The organism is Pseudomonas sp. S2_H10, from assembly GCF_054668285.1.
In genome coordinates this window covers 4,889,176-4,910,420 of sequence record NZ_CP162754.1, presented here as the reverse complement: position 1 = coordinate 4,910,420, position 21,245 = coordinate 4,889,176, and the positions used below count along the sequence as shown (strand labels likewise).

The following is a 21,245-nucleotide window of genomic DNA, read 5'->3' as shown; positions in this document are numbered from 1 at the left end:
CCTGTAAAAATGACCCGTGTGGCGAACATCGGCCAAGGATGGCGGCGTGCTTGCTCGCAGCACGCACCTTCAGATTTCCGAATCCCAATACACCCTGACAGTGCCCGCATACCTGCCGCCGCTACCGGGTCGCAGCATGCCTTCCATCGAATGGGGCGGTACTTCGAAATGCAGGGTTCCCGGTGCTCGATCCACATAGAAACCGGGTTTGAAATACAGCTCATTCCCCGCACCCGTCTTCAGTCGCAAACGCCTCACAGGTTGTCCGGAAAGGTCGGTTATGCCATTGGGCAGGCTGACAAAGACGAACAGCTCGACTCGTCTGTTCAACTCGGAATTTTCCAGTGCGCATTCGTTACCAATTCCAGGCCCGCAATCTATTAGCATCTTGAAACGTGACGACGCCGAGATGTTGAAAGTCTGATCGCGGAACAGGTTCACCGGACGCCGCCCTGCCTGCAGCCAGCTCTGCCAGCCACCGGCGGGCACCAGCTGGATCCTTTCGCCGCCGGGCGGAATCTCGACTTTCAGGGTGTGCTGAACATCCAGCACAAAGTTCAAGGTCAAATCGCCATCGGTGGGCAGCATCAGATCGCCCATGTCGAAGTCACCGCCAGGGCCGATGCGATAGCTCAGATCGCCGGTGTATAGCCCTGACGACATTCCAAGCGGCTTGGGCGTGCGCAGTTCATAAGCGAAATCCAGGTAGTTGTACGACATGGCCGGAATCGGAAAACTGGCGGTTTTCACGCAGGTTCCCTGGACCGGGGTTTTCCAGAAAAACTGGTAAGAGCTGTCGTCGTACCAACCGACGCCACTGTACTGGCAAGGAGACGGCGGGTTTACCCAGCCCCCAAACGGGCCGCCCCACAAGGCCCTATGCCCTTCAAGCGCATTCACCGCCCCCGTGAGGTTGGCCGCCTTATCGCTGAGCAAGTACTGAGAACCAAACCCGGCTATGCGTACCTCAACCTGTTCAGTTTCCCCGGTCTGCTCATTCGTCACTGTCAACGCACGCCATTGCGCCGGGACTGTAAACATCGAACTGTTGCGCGGTGAATCATTGGGCTGCATGGCCCTGACCGACTCGAAGCGCGTCGGCAGGCGGATACTGAAGATTTCGTTGTCCTGGCACTGGTCGGGATAAGACGCGCAGTAACCACTGACCGGGGTCTTGTTGATGAACGTGTTGCGCTGCGGATTCGCCGAATCGGGACGGAACAACGCCCTGATTTCCTGATTCACCGCCTCGGCCGAGGGCGTTACAAACAGCGCCAGCACGCACAGCCATTGCGGCAGAAAAGTCTTGAGATTCACCATTCAACTGGCCTCCTGTCGAGTGAATGAGGCATCCGCCAACGTGTCCGGCGAGCAGCGCAAATCCCCGATCATCAATACGTTGTTTTCACTGCGGTGCTTGTCGGTATCGAGCCGGAACTGACACAGCAACTGGTCGGCATAACGCACTTCCAGGGTTGGCGAGCCGGCATGCATTTCCATCGAGAAGAAGCCATCGACTTCACTCACGCCACGGCTGGCATGGTTGATCACGTGATGGCCCTTGAGCGGCCGACCTTGCGGGTCGAGCAAGCGCCCCAGCACGGTCAGGGTTTTCATTACGCGCACCTTGCGGTACTCCACGCCGCCCTTGTTCAGGTGATAGCGAGTACGACCCGGTTCGATACTGGCCGCCGGCGCGTGATTGCCTTCGAAGTCGAAGCTCACCGAACTGTTTTTATAGGCGGTGAGCGGAATGAAATTGCGCCCCGGGCGCAACGCCGCGCTACCACCGCTGAGGTCGTCGGCCCGCAAGGCGATGCCGTCGATATCGGACTCGACGTCGACGATCATCCCCGCCCCTCGCCCCTGATGCTGACTCGTCAGGGCCATGCGCTGAGCACCGACGATCACCGAACTGTCCAGGTTCAAGCCTCCGGTGTAGTTACCGTTGAACGACGAACGCTGGATAAATCCGTCGCCGTTGATGGCATCGGTGCGAAAGTTCGCCAGGCTCGACAAGCCGACGCCATAGGTGTCGGTGAGCGCGGTCACCGAGACGTTTTGCAGTACGTGGTCTTGCAGGTCTTGGCGAAAACCGATGGAGCCATTGTTGTCACGGCTGCCATCACGGGCGGTGCGACTGCCGATGCTGCCGGAGATCTGCTGGCCCGGACGACCCAACGCCATATTGATACTCAGGTCGACCCCACGATTGCGCGCATTGCCGCTGCTGTAGCTGCCCGGACGATCAAACAACGACAACCGCCAGTTGGCATCGCTGCCAAACAACTCGGTGCGCTGCGTCCAGCCCAGATCAACGCCGACACCTTCAACGTTGCCTTCACTGTGCGAGACCCGCGCATTGAGCGAACTCTTGCGGCTGATCCGATGGTTCAACGCCAGCGATGAATTGCTGGTCTCGCCGGTGAATACATTGCGTTGGCGCACGCGGGTACCGTCAGGAAGCGTGTCGTAAGTGTTGGTGGTGTCGAGCCAGCTGCGGTTGTGACTCACCACCAGGCTGCCCGAGCCATAGCTGTACAGCGCTTGCAGGTCGACGCCGGTGCCGTGGTCTTCGGTCTGATAAAGGTTGGCGTACAGGTTGATGCTGTTGGCCAGGCTCCAATCGATAGAACTGCCGTATTGCAGCGTGTTGCGAACCTGCCGTGCCGACAGCCCGAGAATCACCCGTGGGTGCAGCAGGTAGTTGATCGCAGCGCCTGCCGTTGCGTCGCCACTGTACTGCTGGTCCCAATTGCTGAGCAGTTTGCTTTCCTGCCCGGCGAACAGGTTGTAGCGCCAGCGCTCATCAAAGTTGCGCCAGTTATTGGGCTTATAGATCAATTCCTGGGTGGTGGACGTCACCTGACCGTCTTCGATCAGGCGCACTTCCACCTCATAAATGCCGCCGGGCAAGGGGCGCGTGTCGAGGGTTTGCAAACCCGCCGGCACCGACTGAGTGTTGATCAGCAAACCATCGCGATAGATTTCCACGGACCCCTGACGGTTGGCCGTGACGTACACCGGATACACGCTGGGCTTGGGGCTGTCGATCGCCAGACTGTCGGAGCTGCCATACATCACCCCCACAGCGGTATCAGGGCTGGTCCCGAATGAACGGGGCTGGCGCGTCAGGCCTTCGGAGTTGGGGGTGAAGTAACCCAGACGAAAAAAGCTCCCTTCCAGTTCGCGCTGGCTATAGAGCTCATGCACGGCGTGATAAAGCTTGTCGTCCGGGCCGCCAAGGCGAGACAGTTGCATGTTGAAGGCCTGTGTCCAGTTGCCCAGGCTGGCGCTGGCCTCCAGGCCAAAACGACCGCCCAGGTCCTGGTCCTGGCCGCCGTTGAGATTGAGCTGGTTACGCACCATCAGGCCGCTGCTGCCGCCTTGCGGTTGCTCGTAATAACGTTTGGCTTCGCTGTCGCGCTCTGCATTTTCGGTGACGATCGACAGCAATGAATTTTCAAGGTTGTAGTGCGCCGCCAGCATTTGCTCCGGGCATTGCCCGCTGCAGGAGCCAAGCGTCACGCCGGGTTTGAGAATACCGGCCCAGGTTTCGCGCTCACCTGCACTGAAGCGGCTTTCGCTGGTATCGGTGAAGTCGAGCAACGTCACCCGGTCATCGCGGGACAACACAACCATCGCCTCGCCAAGGGGTTGCTGATCGAGCTCGACCCGAACCGCCAGCGGTACATCGAAGAAATGTTCTTCGAATTCGGCCGGCAGGCCCTTGGCCTGAGCCAGCAAACTTCGTGGCGTGTTATCAATGGAAGTGGGCGCCGCAAATGCACTGCTACATAACAGCAGCGCAAGCGCCGCCGCGATGGGCGTCATCGGGAACATGAACGAATACTCTGATTACGAAGAAGTCAAAACACGGCCGACAAACCGGAAAGTTCGCCGACCGGGTACGTTACCTGGAACAAGTAAGCGTATCAGTGTCGAATGTCTTGTTTAGACAGAAGGCTCAACGACCAACATGACAACACCGGTGTATTCGCCTGCATCAGGTTTGCCGCTGGTGATTGCACTGATTTTGAAAGGTGCGCGGTAGCGTGTATTGGAATCAGTATCTCCTACAACTTCCTGCGAAGTGGTATTCAATGTCTTGCCATTGAGCTCGACTTTCAAATCAATGGTTTTACTACCGGCGATCAACTTTGGAACGCCTTCGAGTCGCGCGTTGACCTTACCGGCGGTGTGAAGGACGTCAAAGTGCCCGTCGACGGTTTTCATGGCGTCGATGCCTGGGTTGTAGCTCATGTCCTGATCCTTGTTGACCAGGTCGAAATCAACCGGCACCGCGTAAAAGTCGTCGGAGTTGACAGTTGCCTTCAAGCTGATGGAGTGCCGGGCTTCGGTGGCGGCAAACGCCATCGAAGAACTCAGGGCCAGAACAGCCAGGGGAGCAGCAAATGCGATTTTCTTGAACATCTTTCAGTACCTGTCTTTAAAAAGGATGGAGTGCTGAAAGTTCATGTTGAGTAAAAACTGTCACGAGCAGCCATTTGCCCAGCTGAACTTTCAACGCCGAAAGATGATCGACCAATTGGTCTTGAAAGTAAGCAGGAAGGTTCCTGCTAATGCGTAGCCAAAGTGCCATTAACGCAGAAAGAAAAAAGCAGAAAAACATATAAAGCGAATGTTTGACTGTAAGAGAAATACTACAAATAGCGTTTTAACAGCATGACCTGCGAGATATTAACCACGTAGCGTCTGTAAGACCAATACCACACTACCCGTAAACAGTGGACAAGGACAATAGATTAGAGAGTTAACACTAATTTTGACCTTTTGACCCGCTCCGCTGATCACTATTTTTTGGGGTTTGACGCTGATTTCCATTTTGCAGTCAGGAGTGGCCGCTGGTCGGGAGGGCTTGCCATCTTCTTAAGATATATCTTAAGTTACATCTAAACACGACGAGAGAACGCAAAAATGAGAGACCATCATTCCCCCCACCGTGAACACGGCGACGGCCGTGAAGGCTTCGAGAAACGCTCCCCCCGCGAACGCGGTGGCCGCGGCCCCCGGGTGTTTGCCCCCGGCGATCTGAAACTGTTGCTGCCGGCCTTGATCGCCGAACAGCCGTGCCACGGCTACGACCTGATCCGCCAGATCGAAGGCATGTTCGAGGGCGCCTACTGCCCCAGCCCCGGCGTGATCTACCCGACCCTGACGTTCCTGGAAGAAAGCGAACTGATCCTGGGCGACGCCGAAGGCGGAAAAAACGCTACACCATCACCGATGCCGGACGTCTATTCCTGAAAGAGCAAGCCGTTGCACTGGATGGCGTGCGCATGCGCATCGACGTCAGCAAGCGTTCGCTGCGCGGCCATGATCGCCCGGCGGAAATCCACGAAGCGGTGCATAACCTGCGCCACGCCCTGCAAATGCACCACGGGCGCTGGAGCCCGGAAGAAATCCTGCGGGTCCGTGACCTGCTCAACGACACCGCCAAGGCCATCGTCGACGGCCCCGCCGTTCAACCCGTTCAGGAGAAAGCCGAATGACTGAAGTGATCAGCACCATTCACCGTGTCATGCACGAAATCAAACGCCGTCGCCTGGAGGTATTGCGCGTGGTCGACCTGACCCCGCGCATGCGCCGGATTACCCTGGGTGGCCCGCAATTGGCAGGCTTCGTCAGCCTGGGCACGGATGATCACGTCAAACTGTTGTTCCCGCAGAACGCCGAGCAGGCTGCCGCTCTGGAAACCCTGGTGCTGGGCGCCGGCAAGGACAACGGCCCGCTGCCTGAGATGCGCGACTACACCCCGCGCCGCTACGACCTCGATAGCCTGGAACTGGACATCGACTTCGTGCTGCACGGTGACGGCCCGGCGTCGACCTGGGCGGCGCAAGCCCAACCGGGGCAGTTCCTGCACATCGGCGGGCCGCGCGGTTCGATGATCGTGCCGGACATCTTTGACAGCTACTTGCTGATCGGCGACGAAACCGCCCTACCCGCCATCGCCCGGCGCCTGGAAGGCCTGGCGGCCAACCGCCGTGCACTGGTGATCGTCGAAGTGGAGAACGGCAAGGAGCAGCAAGTGCTGCACAGCCCGGCCGAGGTCAATGTGATCTGGGTGCTGCGCGAAGGCGGCAAGGATCATTTGTTGAGCACCGTGCGCCAGATCCAGGTGCCAACCGGCAGCCTGTACGCGTGGGTGGCGACCGAGAGCAAGGTTTCGCGGCAGATTCGGCGGGTGTTGCTCGATGATCACGGGCTGGACGAGCAGTTCGTCAAGGCGGTTGGCTACTGGAAACTGGATGACAGCGACGAGGAGTGATTGGAGTCACATTGTGGCGAGGGGGTTTGCGCCTGCTTCGCAGCCGAACGGGGGCAAGCCCCCTCGCCACATAAAGCACTCCAAACCGCCACATCCGCGCTCACTTCCGAGCCCGCCACCGATCCACCGCGATCACCAGCAACGCAATCACCACAAACCCCGCCAACAACCCGCCTGCATTGATGAACACCTGTGGATAACCCAGTTTGTCCACATCCACGAAGGGATACGGATAAACCGCCAGCAGATGCCCGCGCAACAGCGCATAGGCGAAATACAGCAGCGGATAAATCACCCACACCGCGATATGCCACAGGCGCAGGGTGCCCTTGGGCACACAGGCCCACCAGTACCCCAGGAACAGCAGCGGCACGATGTCGTGCAACAGTTCATCGGCCAGCCACTGCCAACCCTCGGGATGCCACAAGTGGCGCAGCAGCAGGTTGTAGGCGAGGCTCACCACGGCGATGCTCACCGCGATCGCACTGCTGACCCAGGGCTGCAGGAACCAGCGGCGCGCGGCTGACTCGCGGGATGTCCATTCACAGGTCAGCACGGTCGCCACCAGGGTATTGCTCAGCACGGTGAAGTAGCTGAAAAAGCTCATCAGCCCGCCGATCAGGCTGGCACCCAGCGTCCAGCGTGAATGGAAAACCAGGTACATCTGGATGCTCAAACCCGCCCAACCGAGCGTGGCAGCCACGGCCACGAAATGACGGCGAAATCCGGACGGGGCGATCATGTTCAAAGCGGTCGCTTGGTACGCATCAACTTCACGTACAGACGTTCGACCTTCTCCCGCGCCCACGGGGTTTTGCGCAGGAACGTCAGGCTCGACTTGATGCTCGGCTCGCTCTTGAAGCAGCGGATATCGATGCGTTCGGCCAGCCCCGACCACTCGTAATGTTCAACCAGCGCATTGAGGATCTGTTCCAGCGTCACGCCGTGCAGCGGGTCAGTGTTGTGTTCGGTCATGCCGGGCCTTCATGCGGAGAGGGAATTGGAAGCCGCGCACCTTAGCCGAGGGTTTCGTCGGGTGGAAGCGATCTATCAAATGTAGGTGATCTTGGGACGCTGGAATCCTGTAGGAGCGAGCTTGCTCGCGAAAAACGCAACGACGCCGCTGGGTATCTGGTTTGACGCGTTATCGTTCACGACCATCGTCGGAACGCCGCCCGGAGCAAGCTCGCTCCTACAAAGAGCTGACTGTTACCGATTCCGAAAAGCTGCATGTCAGCAAAAGCGCTTTCTCTATTTGTAACAGAACATTATCCTTGCGCCCGCCTTGGCTGAAACGCTTCTGCACCGAGCTTTACGCCGCTGTTTTCGTTATTCCCCCAGAAAAAGATCAAGAACTTCCTCTCTATGCCTGATTTTAAAACTCCGCGAGACAGCGCTGTCTCAACATCTTTTGCCAGTCCAAACGCCTTGGCGCTGATCGGCGGCCTCACGGCGCTGAGCCTCGCCTCCTGCGCTCAAGCCGCACCTGCCTTCGACAGCGACTCACCGTGGATGCTCGGCGACTGGAATGGCACCCGTACAGAACTGGCGGAAAAAGGCTACGACTTCAAAGTCGATTACACCGGTGAAATGGGCAGCAACCTGCATGGCGGCTACGACCACGACCGTACCGCGCGCTACAGCGACCAGTTCGGCCTGGGCACCCACCTGGATTTGCAGAAGATCCTCGGCTGGAACGGCGCCGAGTTCCAGTTGACCATCACCGAGCGCAGCGGCAACAACATCAGCAACGACCGCATCAACGACCCGCGTGTCGGCGGCTTCACCTCGGCCCAGGAAGTCTGGGGCCGCGGCCAGACCTGGCGCCTGACGCAGATGTGGTATCAGCAGAAATTCCTCGATGAAAAACTCGACATCAAGGTCGGCCGATTCGGTGAAGGCGAAGACTTCAACAGCTTCCCCTGCGACTTCCAGAACCTGGCGTTCTGCGGCTCCCAGGTCGGCAACTGGGCGGGTGACATCTGGTACAACTGGCCGGTCAGCCAATGGGCGCTGCGGGTCAAATATCACCTGACGCCAGAACTTTATGCACAGGTCGGCGCGTACGAGCAGAACCCGTCGAACCTTGATCGCGACAACGGCTTCAAGCTCAGCGGCAGCGGCACCCAGGGCGCGGTCCTGCCGGTGGAGCTGGTGTGGACGCCGAAGCTCAACGGCCTGCCGGGCGAGTACCGCGCCGGTTACTACTACAGCAACGCCAGCGCCACCGATGTCTACAAGGACAGCAATGGCCAGCCCGCCGCCCTGAGCGGCGAAGCCTACCGCAGCGCCTCGAGCAAGCACGGCGTGTGGCTGGGCCTTCAGCAGCAAGTCACCAGCCTGGCCAGCGACCACTCCCGCGGCCTGAGCCTGTTCGCCAACGGCACGATGCACGACAAGAAGACCAACGCCATCGACAACTACGTCCAGGCCGGCCTCGTCTACAAAGGCCCGTTCGACGCACGCGCCCGGGACGACATCGGTTTTGCCATGGCCCGCGTCCACGTCAACCCGGCCTATCGCAAGAATGCAGAGGCGACCAACCAGGCCAATGTCGTTTTCGATTACGACAATCCGTCCTACCTGCCGCCCCAGGACACCGAATACAGCGCCGAACTCTATTACGGTGTGCACGTGACCAACTGGCTGACCGTGCGCCCGAACCTGCAATACATCCGCCATCCCGGTGGCGTGAACAAGGTCGATGACGCGCTGATCGGCGGGATCAAGGTCCAGTCCTCGTTCTGAAAAACACCACAACCCCTTTGTAGGAGCGAGCTTGCTCGCGATGGACGTCAACGATAACGCTGCGAACCTGACACCCCGCGGCGTTCTCGGGTTTTTCGCGAGCAGGCTCGCTCCTACAGGGAATGCGTCAAGTTTATGAACCATGCCCGCGCCGGATCGTCATCTACAGTGAACTTGCGCGGGACTCTATGAAACGTCACGGAGAATCACACTATGAGCACAGATAGTGCCTTGAGTCGAAGCCGTCTATTGCCGAGCCTGCTCGGCATTCTGCTTCTGCTGATGGGCCTGGCCATGCTGGCCGGGGGAATCAAGCTGAGCATGCTCGGCGGCTCGCTGTATTACCTGCTGGCCGGTATCGGCCTGGCGCTGACCGGTATCCTGTTGTTGATGGCTCGCCGCGCCGCCCTGGGCCTGTACGCCTTGGTGCTGTTCGCCAGCACCGTGTGGGCACTCTGGGAAGTCGGCCTCGACTGGTGGCAACTGGTGCCGCGCCTGTCGCTGTTGTTCGGACTGGGTATCGTCATGTTGCTGCCGTGGTTCCGTCGGCCGCTGCTGGTGACCGGCGCCGCCCCGATGGGCACCGGCGCCCTGAGCGTGGCCGTCGTGCTCGCTGGTGCCACCGCACTGGCCAGCCAGTTCACCAACCCGGGGGAGATCAAGGGTCAACTGGAGCGCGACAGCGTCGATGGCATGACCAACACCGCCCCGGCCATGCCCGACGGTGACTGGAACTCCTACGGCCGCAGCGCCCATGGTGACCGTTACTCGCCGCTGGCGCAGATCACCCCGCAGAACGTGCACAAACTGGTTGAGGCCTGGAGCTACCGCACCGGCGACCTGCCAGGGCCGAACGACCCGGGTGAAACCACCGCCGAAAACACCCCGCTGAAAGTCAACGGCATGCTCTACGTGTGCACGCCGCACAGCCAGGTGATCGCACTGGACCCGGATACCGGCAAGGAAATCTGGCGTTTCGATCCGAAGCTCTCCACGCAGAACGCGGCGAACTTCAAGGGTTGGGCGCACATGACCTGCCGTGGCGTGACCTATCACGACGACGCCGTGTACGCCTCCGAGCAGAGCCCGACCGGCAGCGCCAGCCCGGCACCTGTCAGCGCTGTTTGCCCGCGACGCATCTTCCTGCCGACCGCCGACACCCGTCTGATCGCCCTCGATGCCGACACCGGCAAGATGTGTGAAGACTTCGGCGACAAGGGCCAGGTTGACCTGCGCGCCAACATCGGCGGCTTCACCGCCGGCGGCTACTACTCCACTTCGCCACCAGCGGTCACCAAGGACCTGGTGGTGATTGGCGGCCACGTCACCGACAACGTCTCCACCGACGAGCCAAGCGGCGTGATCCGCGCGTTCGACGTGCACACCGGCAAACTGGTGTGGAACTGGGACAGCGGCAACCCGGACGACACCACACCGATCGCTGAAGGCAAGACCTACACCCGTAACTCGCCGAACATGTGGTCCATGTTCGCCGTCGACGAAAAACTCGGCATGCTCTACCTGCCGATGGGCAACCAGACCCCGGACCAGTTCGGTGGCGCACGCACGCCGGAATCGGAGCTGCACGCTGCCGGCCTGACCGCCCTGGACATCGCCACCGGCAAAGTACGCTGGCACTTCCAGTTCACCCACCACGACCTGTGGGACATGGACGTTGGCGGCCAGCCAACCCTGATGGACCTGAAAACCGCTGACGGCGTGAAGCAGGCCGTGCTGGCATCGACCAAGCAAGGCAGCATCTACGTGCTGGACCGCAGCACCGGCCAGGCCATCGTGCCGATCAACGAAGTACCGGTGCCGCAAGGCGCGGTGGAAGGCGACCACACTTCGCCGACACAGCCCAAATCCGACCTCAACCTGATGCCGCCGCCGCTGCAAGAGCGCGACATGTGGGGCGTTACCCCGTTCGACCAGCTGATCTGCCGGATCGACTTCAAGTCCATGCGCTACGACGGCCCGTTCACGCCGCCATCGCTGCAGGGTTCGATCGTGTATCCCGGCAACTTCGGCGTGTTCGACTGGGGCGGCATCTCGGTTGACCCGGTACGTCAGATCGCTTTCGTGAACCCGAGCTACATGGCGTTCAAATCGAAAATGATCCCGGCCGCTGAAATCGCCGCCCAAGGCCCGCGCAAAAGCGAAACCGAAGGCGTGCAGCCGAACAAGGGCGCGCCATACGGCGTGGTCCTCGAAGCCTTGCTGTCGCCAATGGGCCTGCCGTGCCAGGCGCCAGCGTGGGGCTACGTGGCAGCCGTTGACCTGACCACCCATCAGATCCTCTGGAAGCACAAGAACGGCACCGTGCGCGACAGCTCGCCGGTTCCGATTCCGTTGAGCATGGGCGTGCCAAGCCTGGGCGGCACCTTCACCACCGCTGGCGGCGTTGGTTTCCTGAGCGGCACCCTCGACCAGTACCTGCGCGCCTACGACGTGAAAAACGGCAAGCAATTGTGGGAAGGCCGCCTGCCGGCCGGCGCGCAAACCACGCCGATGACCTACACCGGCAAGGACGGCAAGCAATACGTGCTGGTCGTGGCGGGCGGTCACGGCTCGCTGGGCACCAAGCAGGGTGACTATGTGATTGCGTACAAACTGTCGGAATAAGTTTTAGCGGCAGTAAAACGAAAGGCGACGTCCGTGAGGACGTCGCCTTTTTTTGTGGCCGCAGATTTCAAAACACCCCCGGCCTCCTGTGGGAGCGCGTCGCACCGAAATCCAGCTAACCTGTCTCTGCGCTGAACACGCCTTCGAAACACGGCGTTGCAGAAAATGACCGTTGAAACCACCGCCAACCTGCCCCATCTAAGACCCATACCCATTGCGCAGGTGCCCCCATGAGCGACCAGCAGGAATTCCCCGAAGACCCGAGCGAATACGCCGACCCGGAAAACGCCCCGCAGCACAAACCCGGCAAAGGCCTGGCGTTGCCCGGGCAGAACCTGCCGGACAAGGTCTACATCATTCCGATTCACAACCGACCGTTCTTCCCGGCCCAGGTCCTGCCGGTCATCGTCAACGAAGAGCCATGGGCCGAGACCCTGGACCTTGTGGCCAAGTCCGAACACCACTCCCTGGCCCTGTTCTACATGGACACGCCCCAGGAAGACCCGCGCCACTTCGACACCTCCGCCCTGCCGCTCTACGGCACGCTGGTCAAGGTGCACCACGCCAGCCGCGAAAACGGCAAGTTGCAGTTCGTCGCCCAGGGCCTGACCCGCGTACGCCTGAAAACCTGGCTCAAACATCACCGCCCGCCGTACCTGGTGGAAGTCGAATACCCGCACCAGCCCACCGAGCCGACCGACGAGGTCAAGGCCTACGGCATGGCGCTGATCAACGCGATCAAGGAACTGCTGCCGCTCAACCCGCTGTACAGCGAAGAGTTGAAGAACTACCTCAACCGCTTCAGCCCCAACGATCCGTCGCCGCTGACCGACTTCGCCGCCGCGCTCACATCGGCCACGGGCAGTGAGCTGCAGGAAGTGCTCGACTGCGTGCCGATGCTCAAGCGCATGGAGAAAGTCCTGCCGATGCTGCGCAAGGAAGTCGAGGTCGCACGCCTGCAAAAAGAGATTTCCGCCGAAGTTAACCGCAAGATCGGTGAACATCAGCGCGAGTTCTTCCTCAAGGAACAACTCAAGGTCATCCAGCAGGAGTTGGGCCTGACCAAGGACGACCGCAGCGCCGACCTCGAACAGTTCGAACAGCGGCTGGTGGGCAAAGTCCTGCCGGCGCAGGTGCAGAAACGCCTCGAAGAGGAAATGAACAAGCTGTCGATCCTCGAAACCGGCTCGCCGGAGTATGCGGTGACCCGCAATTACATCGACTGGGCGACCTCGGTGCCATGGGGCGTGTACGGCGAGGACAAGCTCGACCTCAAGCACGCGCGCAAGGTGCTGGACAAACACCACGCCGGCCTCGACGACATCAAGGACCGCATCCTCGAATTCCTCGCGGTCGGCGCCTATAAAGGCGAGATCAGCGGCTCCATCGTGCTGTTGGTGGGCCCGCCGGGCGTGGGCAAGACCAGTGTCGGCAAATCCATCGCCGAATCCCTGGGCCGGCCGTTCTATCGCTTCAGCCTTGGCGGCATGCGTGACGAAGCCGAGATCAAGGGCCACCGCCGCACCTACATCGGCGCGCAGCCGGGCAAACTGGTGCAGGCGTTGAAAGACGTGGAAGTGATGAACCCGGTGATCATGCTCGACGAGATCGACAAGATGGGCCAGAGCTACCAGGGCGACCCGGCCTCGGCACTCCTGGAAACCCTCGACCCCGAGCAGAACGTCGAATTCCTCGACCACTATCTCGACTTGCGCATGGACCTGTCGAAAGTGCTGTTCATTTGCACCGCCAACACCCTCGATTCGATCCCCGGCCCGTTGCTGGACCGGATGGAAGTGATTCGCCTGTCGGGCTACATCACCGAAGAAAAAGTCGCCATCGCCAAGCGTCACCTGTGGCCCAAGCAGCTCGAGAAAGCCGGCGTGTCCAAAGGCAGCCTGAGCATCAGCGACAGTGCGCTCAAGGCGTTGGTCGACGGTTATGCCCGTGAAGCCGGCGTGCGCCAGCTGGAAAAAAACCTCGGCAAACTGGTGCGCAAAGCGGTGATGAAACTGCTCGACGATCCAAAGGCGGTGATCAAGCTCGGCCCGAAAGACCTCGAAACGTCCCTCGGCAAACCGGTGTTCCGCAACGAGCAGGTGCTGTCGGGTGTTGGCGTGATCACTGGCCTTGCCTGGACCAGCATGGGCGGCGCGACCCTGCCGATCGAAGCCACGCGTATCCACACCCTCAACCGTGGGTTCAAGCTCACCGGGCAACTGGGTGACGTGATGAAAGAGTCGGCGGAAATCGCCTACAGCTACGTCAGCTCGCACCTGAAGTCCTATGGCGGCGATCCGAAATTTTTCGACGAAGCCTTCGTCCACCTGCACGTGCCGGAAGGTGCAACGCCGAAAGACGGCCCGAGCGCCGGCGTGACCATGGCCAGCGCCCTGCTGTCGCTGGCGCGCAACCAGCCGCCGAAAAAAGGCGTGGCCATGACCGGCGAACTGACGCTGACCGGGCATGTACTGCCGATTGGCGGGGTGCGGGAAAAGGTGATTGCGGCGCGGCGACAGAAGATTTTCGAGCTGATTTTGCCGGAGGCGAACCGGGGCAATTTCGAGGAACTGCCGGAGTATCTGAAGGAAGGCATTACCGCGCACTTTGCCAAGCGGTTTGCGGATGTGGCGAAGGTGTTGTTCTGATGCTCCTGTAGTGCCTGCGCTACCGCTATCGCTGGCAAGCCAGCTCCTACAGGGTTTGTGGTGAGCACAACTTTTGTGAACACCGCCGGCCACTGTGGGAGCTGGCTTGCCAGCGATGGCGTCAGCCCGGACGACACCTTCCCCAGCTGTCACATCTTGTCTTATCTCGGTTATGCTCGCCGTTCGTCGTGAACGCCGGAGCCCCTGACCCTATGTCCCCCATTCGCCTGCTTGCCCCCCTCGCCCTCGCCGTGCTGGCCGGATGCGCCACGCAACCTGCACACAACGTGACCGTGGAAAAACAGAGCGAATGTCCGGTGAAACTCACCAGCGGGCAAACCCTGATCCTGACCCTGCCGAGCAACCCGACCACGGGCTATCGCTGGGCGATCCAGGATTCGGCCGGCGGCGTCTTGCACGCTCTGGGGCCAGAGGTTTATCGAAACCCGGAAGATGCCGGCATTGTCGGCTCAGCCGGGGTCTCGACCTGGCGCTTTCAGGCCTTCGCGGCCGGCACCGGACGCCTGCGCCTGACCTCGCAACAGCCATGGGCACCGGAAGTGTTGCCGGTGGAGATCTTCGACTGCGCGATCTCGGTCAACTGACCGTGGGTTGGCTGATTCTGGCGCTGATGGGCGCGGTGACCTTTCTTTATGGCGTGAGCGTGCATGCCTCCCTGTTGTGCCTGCTGGTCAAGCCGCTGCCCGTGCTGGCCCTGCTCGGCTGGCTGCATGACGCACCGCCAGGCGAGTATCGACGCTGGATCAGCCTGGGGTTGATCTTCTCCCTGCTCGGGGACGTGTTGCTGGCGTGGCCGGGGGACTTGTTCGTGTTTGGGCTGGGCGCGTTTCTGGTCGCGCACCTGGCTTATCTAAAGGCTTATCTGAGTGATTGCCGACGCCTGGCCGTGCTGCCGTTGGTGCTGGCGCTCGGTGTCGGTGCCGTCCTGCTGGGGATTCTGATTTCCAACGGCCTCGGCCCACTGCTGGTGCCCGTGATTGTCTACGGCACGGCCATCAGCGCCATGCTCTGGCGTGCGCTGGCGCGGCTCGGTACCGACGTGCCCAAGCGCTCGGCGCTGTTGGCGGCGGGCGGTGCGGTGGCGTTTGTGTTCTCCGACAGCGTGATTGGCATCAGCCGTTTCGTGATGCCGTTCGACGCGGCGCCTTATGTGATCATCCTCAGTTACTGGCTGGGGCAATGGGGGATTACTGCCTCGGCGTTCGCTCAGAAATCGCGTTGACCCCATCGCGAGCAAGCTCGCTCCCACAGGTACTGCGCAGTCCCTGCGGGAGCGAGCTTGCTCGCGATAGCAATATCACTGAACACACAGATTGCAGGCTGCTTGGCGCTTTATCAGACAACCCGCGCATCCGCGCGCCAACTTGGCTAAAATGCCGGCCTTTTCCACCTACACCGCTGGAACCGCCGTGAGCAAAGAACCCGATCGCCTTTTCGCCCAGCCTTTGGCCCAGGTGCCTGACTTCGCCTTCAACGAGGACGTGGTGCGGGTGTTCCCGGACATGATCAAACGCTCGGTGCCGGGTTACCCGACCATCGTCGAAAACCTCGGTGTGCTCGCCGCGCAATTCGCCCAGCCCAATAGCGTGCTCTACGACCTGGGCTCGTCGCTGGGTGCCGTGACCCAAGCCCTGCGCCGCCACGTGCGCACCGACGGTTGCCGCGTCATCGCTGTGGATAACTCCGCAGCGATGGTCGAGCGCTGCCGCGAGTACCTCAACGGTCAGGATTCGATGTTCCAGGAGTTGCTGCCGGTCGAAGTGATCGAGGGCGACATCCTTGCGCTGGCGTTCCAGCCAGCCTCGGTGGTCGCGCTGAACTTCACCCTGCAATTCATCGCACCCGACCAGCGCACGGCGTTGCTGTCGCGCATCCGTCAGTCGCTGTTGCCCGGCGGTGCGCTGATCCTCTCGGAAAAACTGCGCTTCGAAGACGAGCAGGAACACGCATTGCTCACCGACCTGCACGTAGCGTTCAAACGCGCCAACGGCTATAGCGAGCTGGAAATCGCCCAGAAGCGCAGCGCCATCGAAAACGTCATGAAGCCCGACAGCCTCGAAGAACACCGCGAACGCCTGCTGGCCGCCGGGTTCTCGAAAGTCGTGCCGTGGTTCCAGTGTCTTAACTTTGCCTCGTTGATTGCCTTGCCATGATTGATCTGTCCCCCCTCGCCCGTCGCTTGGCCGGCACTCCGCTGGCCGATTGGGCCAACACCCTGCAGGCACAACTCGACAAGAAAATGGAAAAGGGTCACGGCGACCTGGAGCGCTGGCAAAGTGCGCTGGACGCCCTGCCGAAGATCCAGCCGAGCGAAGTCGACTTGCTCAATGGCTTGAAGCTCGACACCGATTGCGACGATGCAACCCGTGCACAAATGCGCACCGCGCTGATGGGCCTGTCGCCATGGCGCAAGGGGCCGTTCGACCTGTTCGGTGTGCACGTCGACACCGAATGGCGCTCGGACTGGAAGTGGTCACGGGTCGCCCCGCACCTGGACCTGAAAGACAAGCGCATCCTCGATGTCGGCTGCGGCAACGGCTATTACATGTGGCGCATGCTCGGCGCCGGTGCCGACAGCGTGATCGGCGTAGACCCGAACTGGCTGTTCTTCTGCCAGTTCCAGGCGGTGCAGCGCTACCTGTCCGAGCCGAACGCCTGGCACTTGCCCTTCCCGTTCGAAGACCTGCCGCCGAACCTCGAAGGTTTCGACACGGTGTTTTCCATGGGTGTGTTCTACCACCGCCGCTCGCCCATCGAGCATTTGCTGGCGCTGAAGGATTGCCTGGTCAAGGGTGGCGAGCTGGTGCTGGAAACCCTGGTGGTCGAAGGCGACAAGCATCAGGTGCTGGTGCCGGAAGACCGCTACGCGCAGATGCGCAATGTGTGGTTCCTGCCGTCGGTGCCGGCGCTGGAGTTGTGGCTGCGCCGTGCCGGGTTCACCGACGTGAAGTGCGTGGACGTGAGCACCACCACGGTCGAGGAACAGCGCGGGACGGAATGGATGAAGTATCAGTCGCTCAGTGACTTCCTCGATCCCGAGGATCACAGCAAGACCGTTGAAGGGCTGCCGGCGCCGATGCGCGCGGTGATTGTGGCGAAGAAGTAACCCGATCTCCCAAACACCAAAAAACCTGTGGGAGCGGGCTTGCCCGCGATAGCGGACTAACATTCAACATCTTCGTTGACTGAAAGGCCCTCATCGCGGGCAAGCCCGCTCCCACAGGGTTGGTAGTTATTCTGAAGATTTGGCGCGCCGGGCCTTGAAGAACTCGCTCAGCACCGCCCCACACTCCTCCGCCAGCACCCCGCCTTCATGCAGCACCCGGTGATTCAAAAATCCCTGGGTAAAGAACTGCCCCTGGCTCTGCACGATCCCGGCTTTCGGCTCCAGCGCGCCGTACACGACCCGCGTTATCCGCGAGTGCACGATCAAGCCTGCGCACATGCTGCACGGCTCCAGCGTCACATACAGCGTGCTGCCCGGCAGGCGGTAGTTGCTCACGGCCTCGGCGGCGGCGCGGATCGCGACCATCTCGGCGTGGGCACTGGGATCGCTGGTGCTGATCGGGCAATTGAAGCCACGACCGATGATCTCCCCGTCCTGCACCAGCACCGCGCCCACCGGCACTTCGCCGAGGGCGGCACCTTGGGCGGCCAGGGCAAGGGCTTCACGCATGAAGTCGCGATCACGGCTGCGGTCGATGATGGCGGCGGGTCGAATCTGACGCATCACGCCACCTCGATGGCGGCCATCAGGCCGGTTTCCATGTGGTCGATCACATGGCAATGGAACATCCACACACCGGGGTTATCCGCCACCAGCGCCACTTGTGCGCGCTCGTTCTTGCCCAGCAGGTAGGTGTCGGTGAAGTACGGTATGACCTTGTGCCGGTTCGAGGCGAGGACCTTGAAGCTCATGCCGTGCAGGTGAATCGGGTGTTGGTACTGGGTCATGTTCTTCAATTCAAAAATGTAGCTCTTGCCCTTCTCGAGCTTGGCAATAGGCCGGTCGGCGCAAGTCTTGTCGGTGATGTCCCAGGCCTTGCCGTTGATCTGCCACAGGCTTGGCGGCTTGCCGTTGTCGACGTTGACCGACACCGAACCGACCCATTCGAAATTGAAGTTGAGTTTCGCGGCATTGGCCAGGTCCGGCTCGGCGATCGGGTTGGCCGGCAGTGCCGGCGGCCACTCGGTGGGCGCGTCGGTATTGGCCACCGAACGCAAGGTGCCCAGACGCACCGGACCGTTGCGCAGGGACAACTCCTCACCGGCCGGCGGGGCCTTGATCGCCAGGCAAATGCGCATGCCCGGACCGAGCCAGTACTCTTTGCCGAGCGGACGCGGCTCGATCGGGTTGCCGTCCAGCGCGTAGATCTGCGCTTCGAGGCCGGGAATATTCAGGCGATAGGTCAGGGTGTTATCGAGGTTGAGAATGCGCACCCGGGTGATCTGCCCGGCCGGCAAGTCGATCACCGCCTGCGGCACACCGTTGATGGTCGCCAGGCGCCCCGCCGTACCGCCACGGGCCGCTTCCCGGGGAATGCTGAACTCGACGAAATTGCCGACATCGTCGACATGCCAGCTCTTGAGGCTCAAGGTTTTTTCATACTTGAAACCGGTCGGCTCGCGTTCCTCGACGATCAGCGGCCCGACCAGGCCACGGCCAAGCTCCTCGCTGCTGTTCACATGCGGGTGATACCAGTAGCTGCCGGCATCCGGCACGCGGAATTTGTAGTCGAAATATTCGCCCGGCAGCACCGGCAATTGCGAGACATAAGGCACACCGTCCATTTCCAGCGGCAGGCGGATGCCATGCCAGTGAATGGTGGTCGCCACCGGCAGGTGATTGATGAAGCGCACCCGCAGCCATTCACCCTGACGCACTCGCAACTCGGTGCCCGGCGCCGATGGTCCGAAAGCCCAGGCCTCGGTCTTGTGCCCCGCCACCAGTTCGACATCCAGCGGTGCGGCAATCAGCTCATAGTCGTGACCGGCATCCGCGTCGGCCATCTTGCCCAGCCAGTAACGCGACGCACCACCGGCCCCCACGCCAACGACTACAAGACCGGCCAGGCCACCGAGGATTTGGCGACGGGTAAAGGACATGAACTCAACTACCTCACTTGAACGCGGCAGGCCCTGGGCCCGCAAAAGGCGAATACGATACACCCGCAGTTGTGAAAGAAACAGCAAAGCGGGCGCGGCGACGGGCCGCAGGAAGGCCCCGCCGCAATGCAAAAAGCCGTGTGAACTCGCGTTCACACGGCTTTTCATCCAGCGATCAAACCCTCAGGGCTGACGCGGGATCATTCCCACTCAATGGTCGCCGGCGGCTTGCTCGACACGTCGTAGGTGACGCGGGAGATGCCTTCGATTTCATTGATGATGCGGCCGGATACGGTTTCCAGCAGTTCGTAAGGCAGGTGTGCCCAACGTGCGGTCATGAAGTCGATGGTCTCTACGGCACGCAGGGCCACGACCCAGGCGTAACGACGGCCATCGCCCACCACGCCAACCGATTTCACCGGCTGGAACACCACGAACGCCTGGCTGACCTTGTGGTACCAGTCGGCCTTGCGCAGTTCTTCGATGAAGATGTGGTCGGCGCGACGCAGCAGGTCGGCGTATTCCTTCTTCACTTCGCCGAGGATACGCACGCCCAGGCCCGGGCCCGGGAACGGGTGACGGTAGACCATGTCGTACGGCAGGCCCAGTTCCAGGCCCAGACGACGGACTTCGTCCTTGAACAGTTCGCGCAGTGGCTCGACCAGTTTCAGGTTCATCTCTTCCGGCAGGCCGCCCACGTTGTGGTGCGACTTGATCACGTGGGCCTTGCCGCTTTTCGCGCCAGCCGACTCGATCACGTCCGGGTAGATGGTGCCCTGAGCGAGGTACTTGATGTTATCCAGTTTGTTCGACTGGGCATCGAATACGTCGATGAAGGTGCGGCCGATGATCTTGCGCTTCTTCTCCGGGTCGGACTCGCCGGCCAGGTTGTTCAGGAACTGATCTTCAGCGTTGGCGCGGATCACCTTGACGCCCATGTTCTCGGCGAACATGGCCATCACTTGCTCGCCTTCGTGCAGGCGCAGCAGGCCGTTGTCGACGAACACGCAGGTCAGCTGGTCGCCGATGGCCTTGTGCAGCAGCGCGGCAACCACGGACGAGTCAACACCGCCGGACAGGCCGAGCAGGACGTTGTCGGTGCCGACCTGGGCGCGAACCTGGGCGATGGCGTCTTCAGCGATCTTCGATGGCGTCCACAGGGCTTCGCAGCCGCAGATGTCGAGGATGAAGCGCGACAGGATACGACCGCCCTGCTTGGTATGGGTCACTTCCGGGTGGAACTGCACGCCGTAGTAGCCGCGAGCATCGTTGAACATACCGGCAATCGGGCAGCTCGGGGTGCTGGCCAGGATGTGGAAGTCTTCCGGCATCTTGGTGACTTTGTCACCGTGGCTCATCCACACGTCGAGGCCGAACAGGCCGTCGGCGTCGATGTGGTCTTCGATGCCGTCGAGCAGGCGGCTCTTGCCGACCACGTCTACGCGGGCATAACCGAACTCACGCAGCTCGGAACCTTCAACCTTGCCGCCCAGTTGCTCAGCCATGGTCTGCATGCCGTAGCAGATACCGAAGACCGGCACGCCCAGGTCGAACACCGCTTGCGGGCAGCGCGGGCTGTTGGCTTCGTGGACCGACTCCGGGCCGCCGGCGAGGATGACGCCTTTAGGAGCGAATTCGCGGATCGCATCTTCGTCCATGTCGAACGGGTGCAGTTCGCAATACACGCCGATTTCGCGCACGCGGCGGGCGATCAGCTGGGTGTACTGGGAACCGAAGTCGAGGATCAGGATGCGGTGGGCGTGAATGTCGAGGGCCATGATTCAGTCTCGTCTAAAAAATTCGGA

Annotated in this window: 17 protein-coding genes and 1 pseudogene; 10 read left to right on the top strand and 8 right to left on the bottom strand. The window is 61.1% G+C overall.

Annotated features, from left to right (window positions below; translation table 11 throughout):
• Positions 1-69: 69 nt before the first annotated feature.
• The 3 genes from AB4O16_RS22010 to AB4O16_RS22000 form a co-directional block, all read right to left on the bottom strand.
• Positions 70-1,320 carry a hypothetical protein gene (locus AB4O16_RS22010; RefSeq protein WP_460155800.1) on the bottom strand — a complete coding sequence of 417 codons (1,251 nt, stop codon included), beginning with the start codon at positions 1,318-1,320 and terminating at the stop codon, positions 70-72.
• The gene (locus tag AB4O16_RS22005) at positions 1,321-3,843 is read right to left on the bottom strand and encodes a TcfC E-set like domain-containing protein (protein WP_460155799.1); all 2,523 of its coding nucleotides are present in this window, start codon (positions 3,841-3,843) and stop codon (positions 1,321-1,323) included.
• Positions 3,844-3,954: 111 nt separating this feature from the next.
• Positions 3,955-4,434 (bottom strand): CS1 type fimbrial major subunit, encoded by a 480-nt coding sequence (locus AB4O16_RS22000; RefSeq protein ID WP_110660073.1) that lies wholly within the window; start codon positions 4,432-4,434, stop codon positions 3,955-3,957.
• Positions 4,435-4,938: 504 nt separating this feature from the next.
• Here AB4O16_RS22000 and AB4O16_RS21995 point away from each other — a divergent pair.
• Both AB4O16_RS21995 and AB4O16_RS21990 read left to right on the top strand, forming a co-directional pair.
• Positions 4,939-5,513, top strand: a pseudogene (locus tag AB4O16_RS21995) (PadR family transcriptional regulator).
• Entirely contained in the window at positions 5,510-6,292 is a 783-nt protein-coding gene (locus AB4O16_RS21990; RefSeq protein ID WP_460155798.1) for a siderophore-interacting protein, read from the top strand. Before AB4O16_RS21995 ends, AB4O16_RS21990 begins: the two are co-directional and overlap by 4 nt.
• Before the next feature lie 100 nt (positions 6,293-6,392).
• On the opposite strand, the gene AB4O16_RS21985 is transcribed toward AB4O16_RS21990, so the two are convergent.
• Complete coding sequence (locus tag AB4O16_RS21985) at positions 6,393-7,034, bottom strand: Pr6Pr family membrane protein (RefSeq protein WP_460155797.1); 642 nt, start codon at positions 7,032-7,034, stop codon at positions 6,393-6,395.
• A gap of 2 nt (positions 7,035-7,036) precedes the next feature.
• Positions 7,037-7,267 (bottom strand): VF530 family protein, encoded by a 231-nt coding sequence (locus tag AB4O16_RS21980; RefSeq protein ID WP_046041003.1) that lies wholly within the window; start codon positions 7,265-7,267, stop codon positions 7,037-7,039.
• A gap of 161 nt (positions 7,268-7,428) precedes the next feature.
• Between AB4O16_RS21980 and AB4O16_RS21975 the strand changes: the two genes are divergently transcribed.
• From AB4O16_RS21975 to cmoB, 8 genes are all read left to right on the top strand, one after another.
• On the top strand, positions 7,429-7,665 hold the full coding sequence (locus AB4O16_RS21975) for a hypothetical protein (RefSeq protein ID WP_460155796.1): 237 nt from the start codon (positions 7,429-7,431) through the stop codon (positions 7,663-7,665).
• Complete coding sequence (locus AB4O16_RS21970) at positions 7,658-9,040, top strand: carbohydrate porin (RefSeq protein ID WP_460155795.1); 1,383 nt, start codon at positions 7,658-7,660, stop codon at positions 9,038-9,040. Before AB4O16_RS21975 ends, AB4O16_RS21970 begins: the two co-directional genes overlap by 8 nt.
• A 213-nt stretch (positions 9,041-9,253) precedes the next feature.
• Positions 9,254-11,665, top strand: a complete 2,412-nt coding sequence (locus tag AB4O16_RS21965; RefSeq protein ID WP_460155794.1) for a glucose/quinate/shikimate family membrane-bound PQQ-dependent dehydrogenase — start codon at positions 9,254-9,256, stop codon at positions 11,663-11,665.
• 230 nt (positions 11,666-11,895) lie between these two features.
• Entirely contained in the window at positions 11,896-14,313 is a 2,418-nt protein-coding gene (gene lon, locus AB4O16_RS21960) for an endopeptidase La (RefSeq protein ID WP_460155793.1), read from the top strand.
• Positions 14,314-14,525: 212 nt separating this feature from the next.
• On the top strand, positions 14,526-14,918 hold the full coding sequence (locus AB4O16_RS21955; RefSeq protein ID WP_460155792.1) for a protease inhibitor I42 family protein: 393 nt from the start codon (positions 14,526-14,528) through the stop codon (positions 14,916-14,918).
• Positions 14,919-14,920: 2 nt separating this feature from the next.
• Positions 14,921-15,556, top strand: coding sequence for a lysoplasmalogenase (locus tag AB4O16_RS21950; RefSeq protein ID WP_460158084.1), 636 nt, complete (start codon positions 14,921-14,923; stop codon positions 15,554-15,556).
• A 151-nt stretch (positions 15,557-15,707) separates the two neighbouring features.
• The gene (cmoA, locus tag AB4O16_RS21945; protein WP_178120843.1) at positions 15,708-16,487 is read left to right on the top strand and encodes a carboxy-S-adenosyl-L-methionine synthase CmoA; all 780 of its coding nucleotides are present in this window, start codon (positions 15,708-15,710) and stop codon (positions 16,485-16,487) included.
• The gene (gene cmoB, locus AB4O16_RS21940; RefSeq protein ID WP_460155791.1) at positions 16,484-17,440 is read left to right on the top strand and encodes a tRNA 5-methoxyuridine(34)/uridine 5-oxyacetic acid(34) synthase CmoB; all 957 of its coding nucleotides are present in this window, start codon (positions 16,484-16,486) and stop codon (positions 17,438-17,440) included. Before cmoA ends, cmoB begins: the two co-directional genes overlap by 4 nt.
• A 126-nt stretch (positions 17,441-17,566) precedes the next feature.
• Here the strand turns inward: cmoB and tadA are convergent, their stop codons facing one another.
• The 3 genes from tadA to guaA all read right to left on the bottom strand — a co-directional run bounded on the left by tadA (position 17,567) and on the right by guaA (position 21,218).
• The gene (gene tadA / locus AB4O16_RS21935; protein WP_160390359.1) at positions 17,567-18,064 is read right to left on the bottom strand and encodes a tRNA adenosine(34) deaminase TadA; all 498 of its coding nucleotides are present in this window, start codon (positions 18,062-18,064) and stop codon (positions 17,567-17,569) included.
• Complete coding sequence (locus AB4O16_RS21930) at positions 18,064-19,440, bottom strand: multicopper oxidase family protein (protein ID WP_460155790.1); 1,377 nt, start codon at positions 19,438-19,440, stop codon at positions 18,064-18,066. Before AB4O16_RS21930 ends, tadA begins: the two co-directional genes overlap by 1 nt.
• Positions 19,441-19,640: 200 nt before the next feature.
• On the bottom strand, positions 19,641-21,218 hold the full coding sequence (guaA, locus tag AB4O16_RS21925) for a glutamine-hydrolyzing GMP synthase (protein WP_460155789.1): 1,578 nt from the start codon (positions 21,216-21,218) through the stop codon (positions 19,641-19,643).
• Positions 21,219-21,245: the final 27 nt, after the last annotated feature.

What these genes read in the sequence shown, in the direction of transcription:
- cmoA (WP_178120843.1), top strand. Translation starts at nt 15,708, where the DNA reads ATGCCGGCCTTTTCCACCTACACCGCTGGAACCGCCGTGAGCAAAGAA.
- cmoB (WP_460155791.1), top strand. Translation starts at nt 16,484, where the DNA reads ATGATTGATCTGTCCCCCCTCGCCCGTCGCTTGGCCGGCACTCCGCTG.
- AB4O16_RS21930 (WP_460155790.1), bottom strand. Translation starts at nt 19,440, where the DNA reads ATGTCCTTTACCCGTCGCCAAATCCTCGGTGGCCTGGCCGGTCTTGTA.
- AB4O16_RS22010 (WP_460155800.1), bottom strand. Translation starts at nt 1,320, where the DNA reads ATGGTGAATCTCAAGACTTTTCTGCCGCAATGGCTGTGCGTGCTGGCG.
- guaA (WP_460155789.1), bottom strand. Translation starts at nt 21,218, where the DNA reads ATGGCCCTCGACATTCACGCCCACCGCATCCTGATCCTCGACTTCGGT.
- AB4O16_RS21965 (WP_460155794.1), top strand. Translation starts at nt 9,254, where the DNA reads ATGAGCACAGATAGTGCCTTGAGTCGAAGCCGTCTATTGCCGAGCCTG.
- lon (WP_460155793.1), top strand. Translation starts at nt 11,896, where the DNA reads ATGAGCGACCAGCAGGAATTCCCCGAAGACCCGAGCGAATACGCCGAC.
- AB4O16_RS22005 (WP_460155799.1), bottom strand. Translation starts at nt 3,843, where the DNA reads ATGTTCCCGATGACGCCCATCGCGGCGGCGCTTGCGCTGCTGTTATGT.
- AB4O16_RS21980 (WP_046041003.1), bottom strand. Translation starts at nt 7,267, where the DNA reads ATGACCGAACACAACACTGACCCGCTGCACGGCGTGACGCTGGAACAG.
- AB4O16_RS22000 (WP_110660073.1), bottom strand. Translation starts at nt 4,434, where the DNA reads ATGTTCAAGAAAATCGCATTTGCTGCTCCCCTGGCTGTTCTGGCCCTG.
- AB4O16_RS21985 (WP_460155797.1), bottom strand. Translation starts at nt 7,034, where the DNA reads ATGATCGCCCCGTCCGGATTTCGCCGTCATTTCGTGGCCGTGGCTGCC.
- AB4O16_RS21990 (WP_460155798.1), top strand. Translation starts at nt 5,510, where the DNA reads ATGACTGAAGTGATCAGCACCATTCACCGTGTCATGCACGAAATCAAA.
- tadA (WP_160390359.1), bottom strand. Translation starts at nt 18,064, where the DNA reads ATGCGTCAGATTCGACCCGCCGCCATCATCGACCGCAGCCGTGATCGC.
- AB4O16_RS21970 (WP_460155795.1), top strand. Translation starts at nt 7,658, where the DNA reads ATGCCTGATTTTAAAACTCCGCGAGACAGCGCTGTCTCAACATCTTTT.
- AB4O16_RS21955 (WP_460155792.1), top strand. Translation starts at nt 14,526, where the DNA reads ATGTCCCCCATTCGCCTGCTTGCCCCCCTCGCCCTCGCCGTGCTGGCC.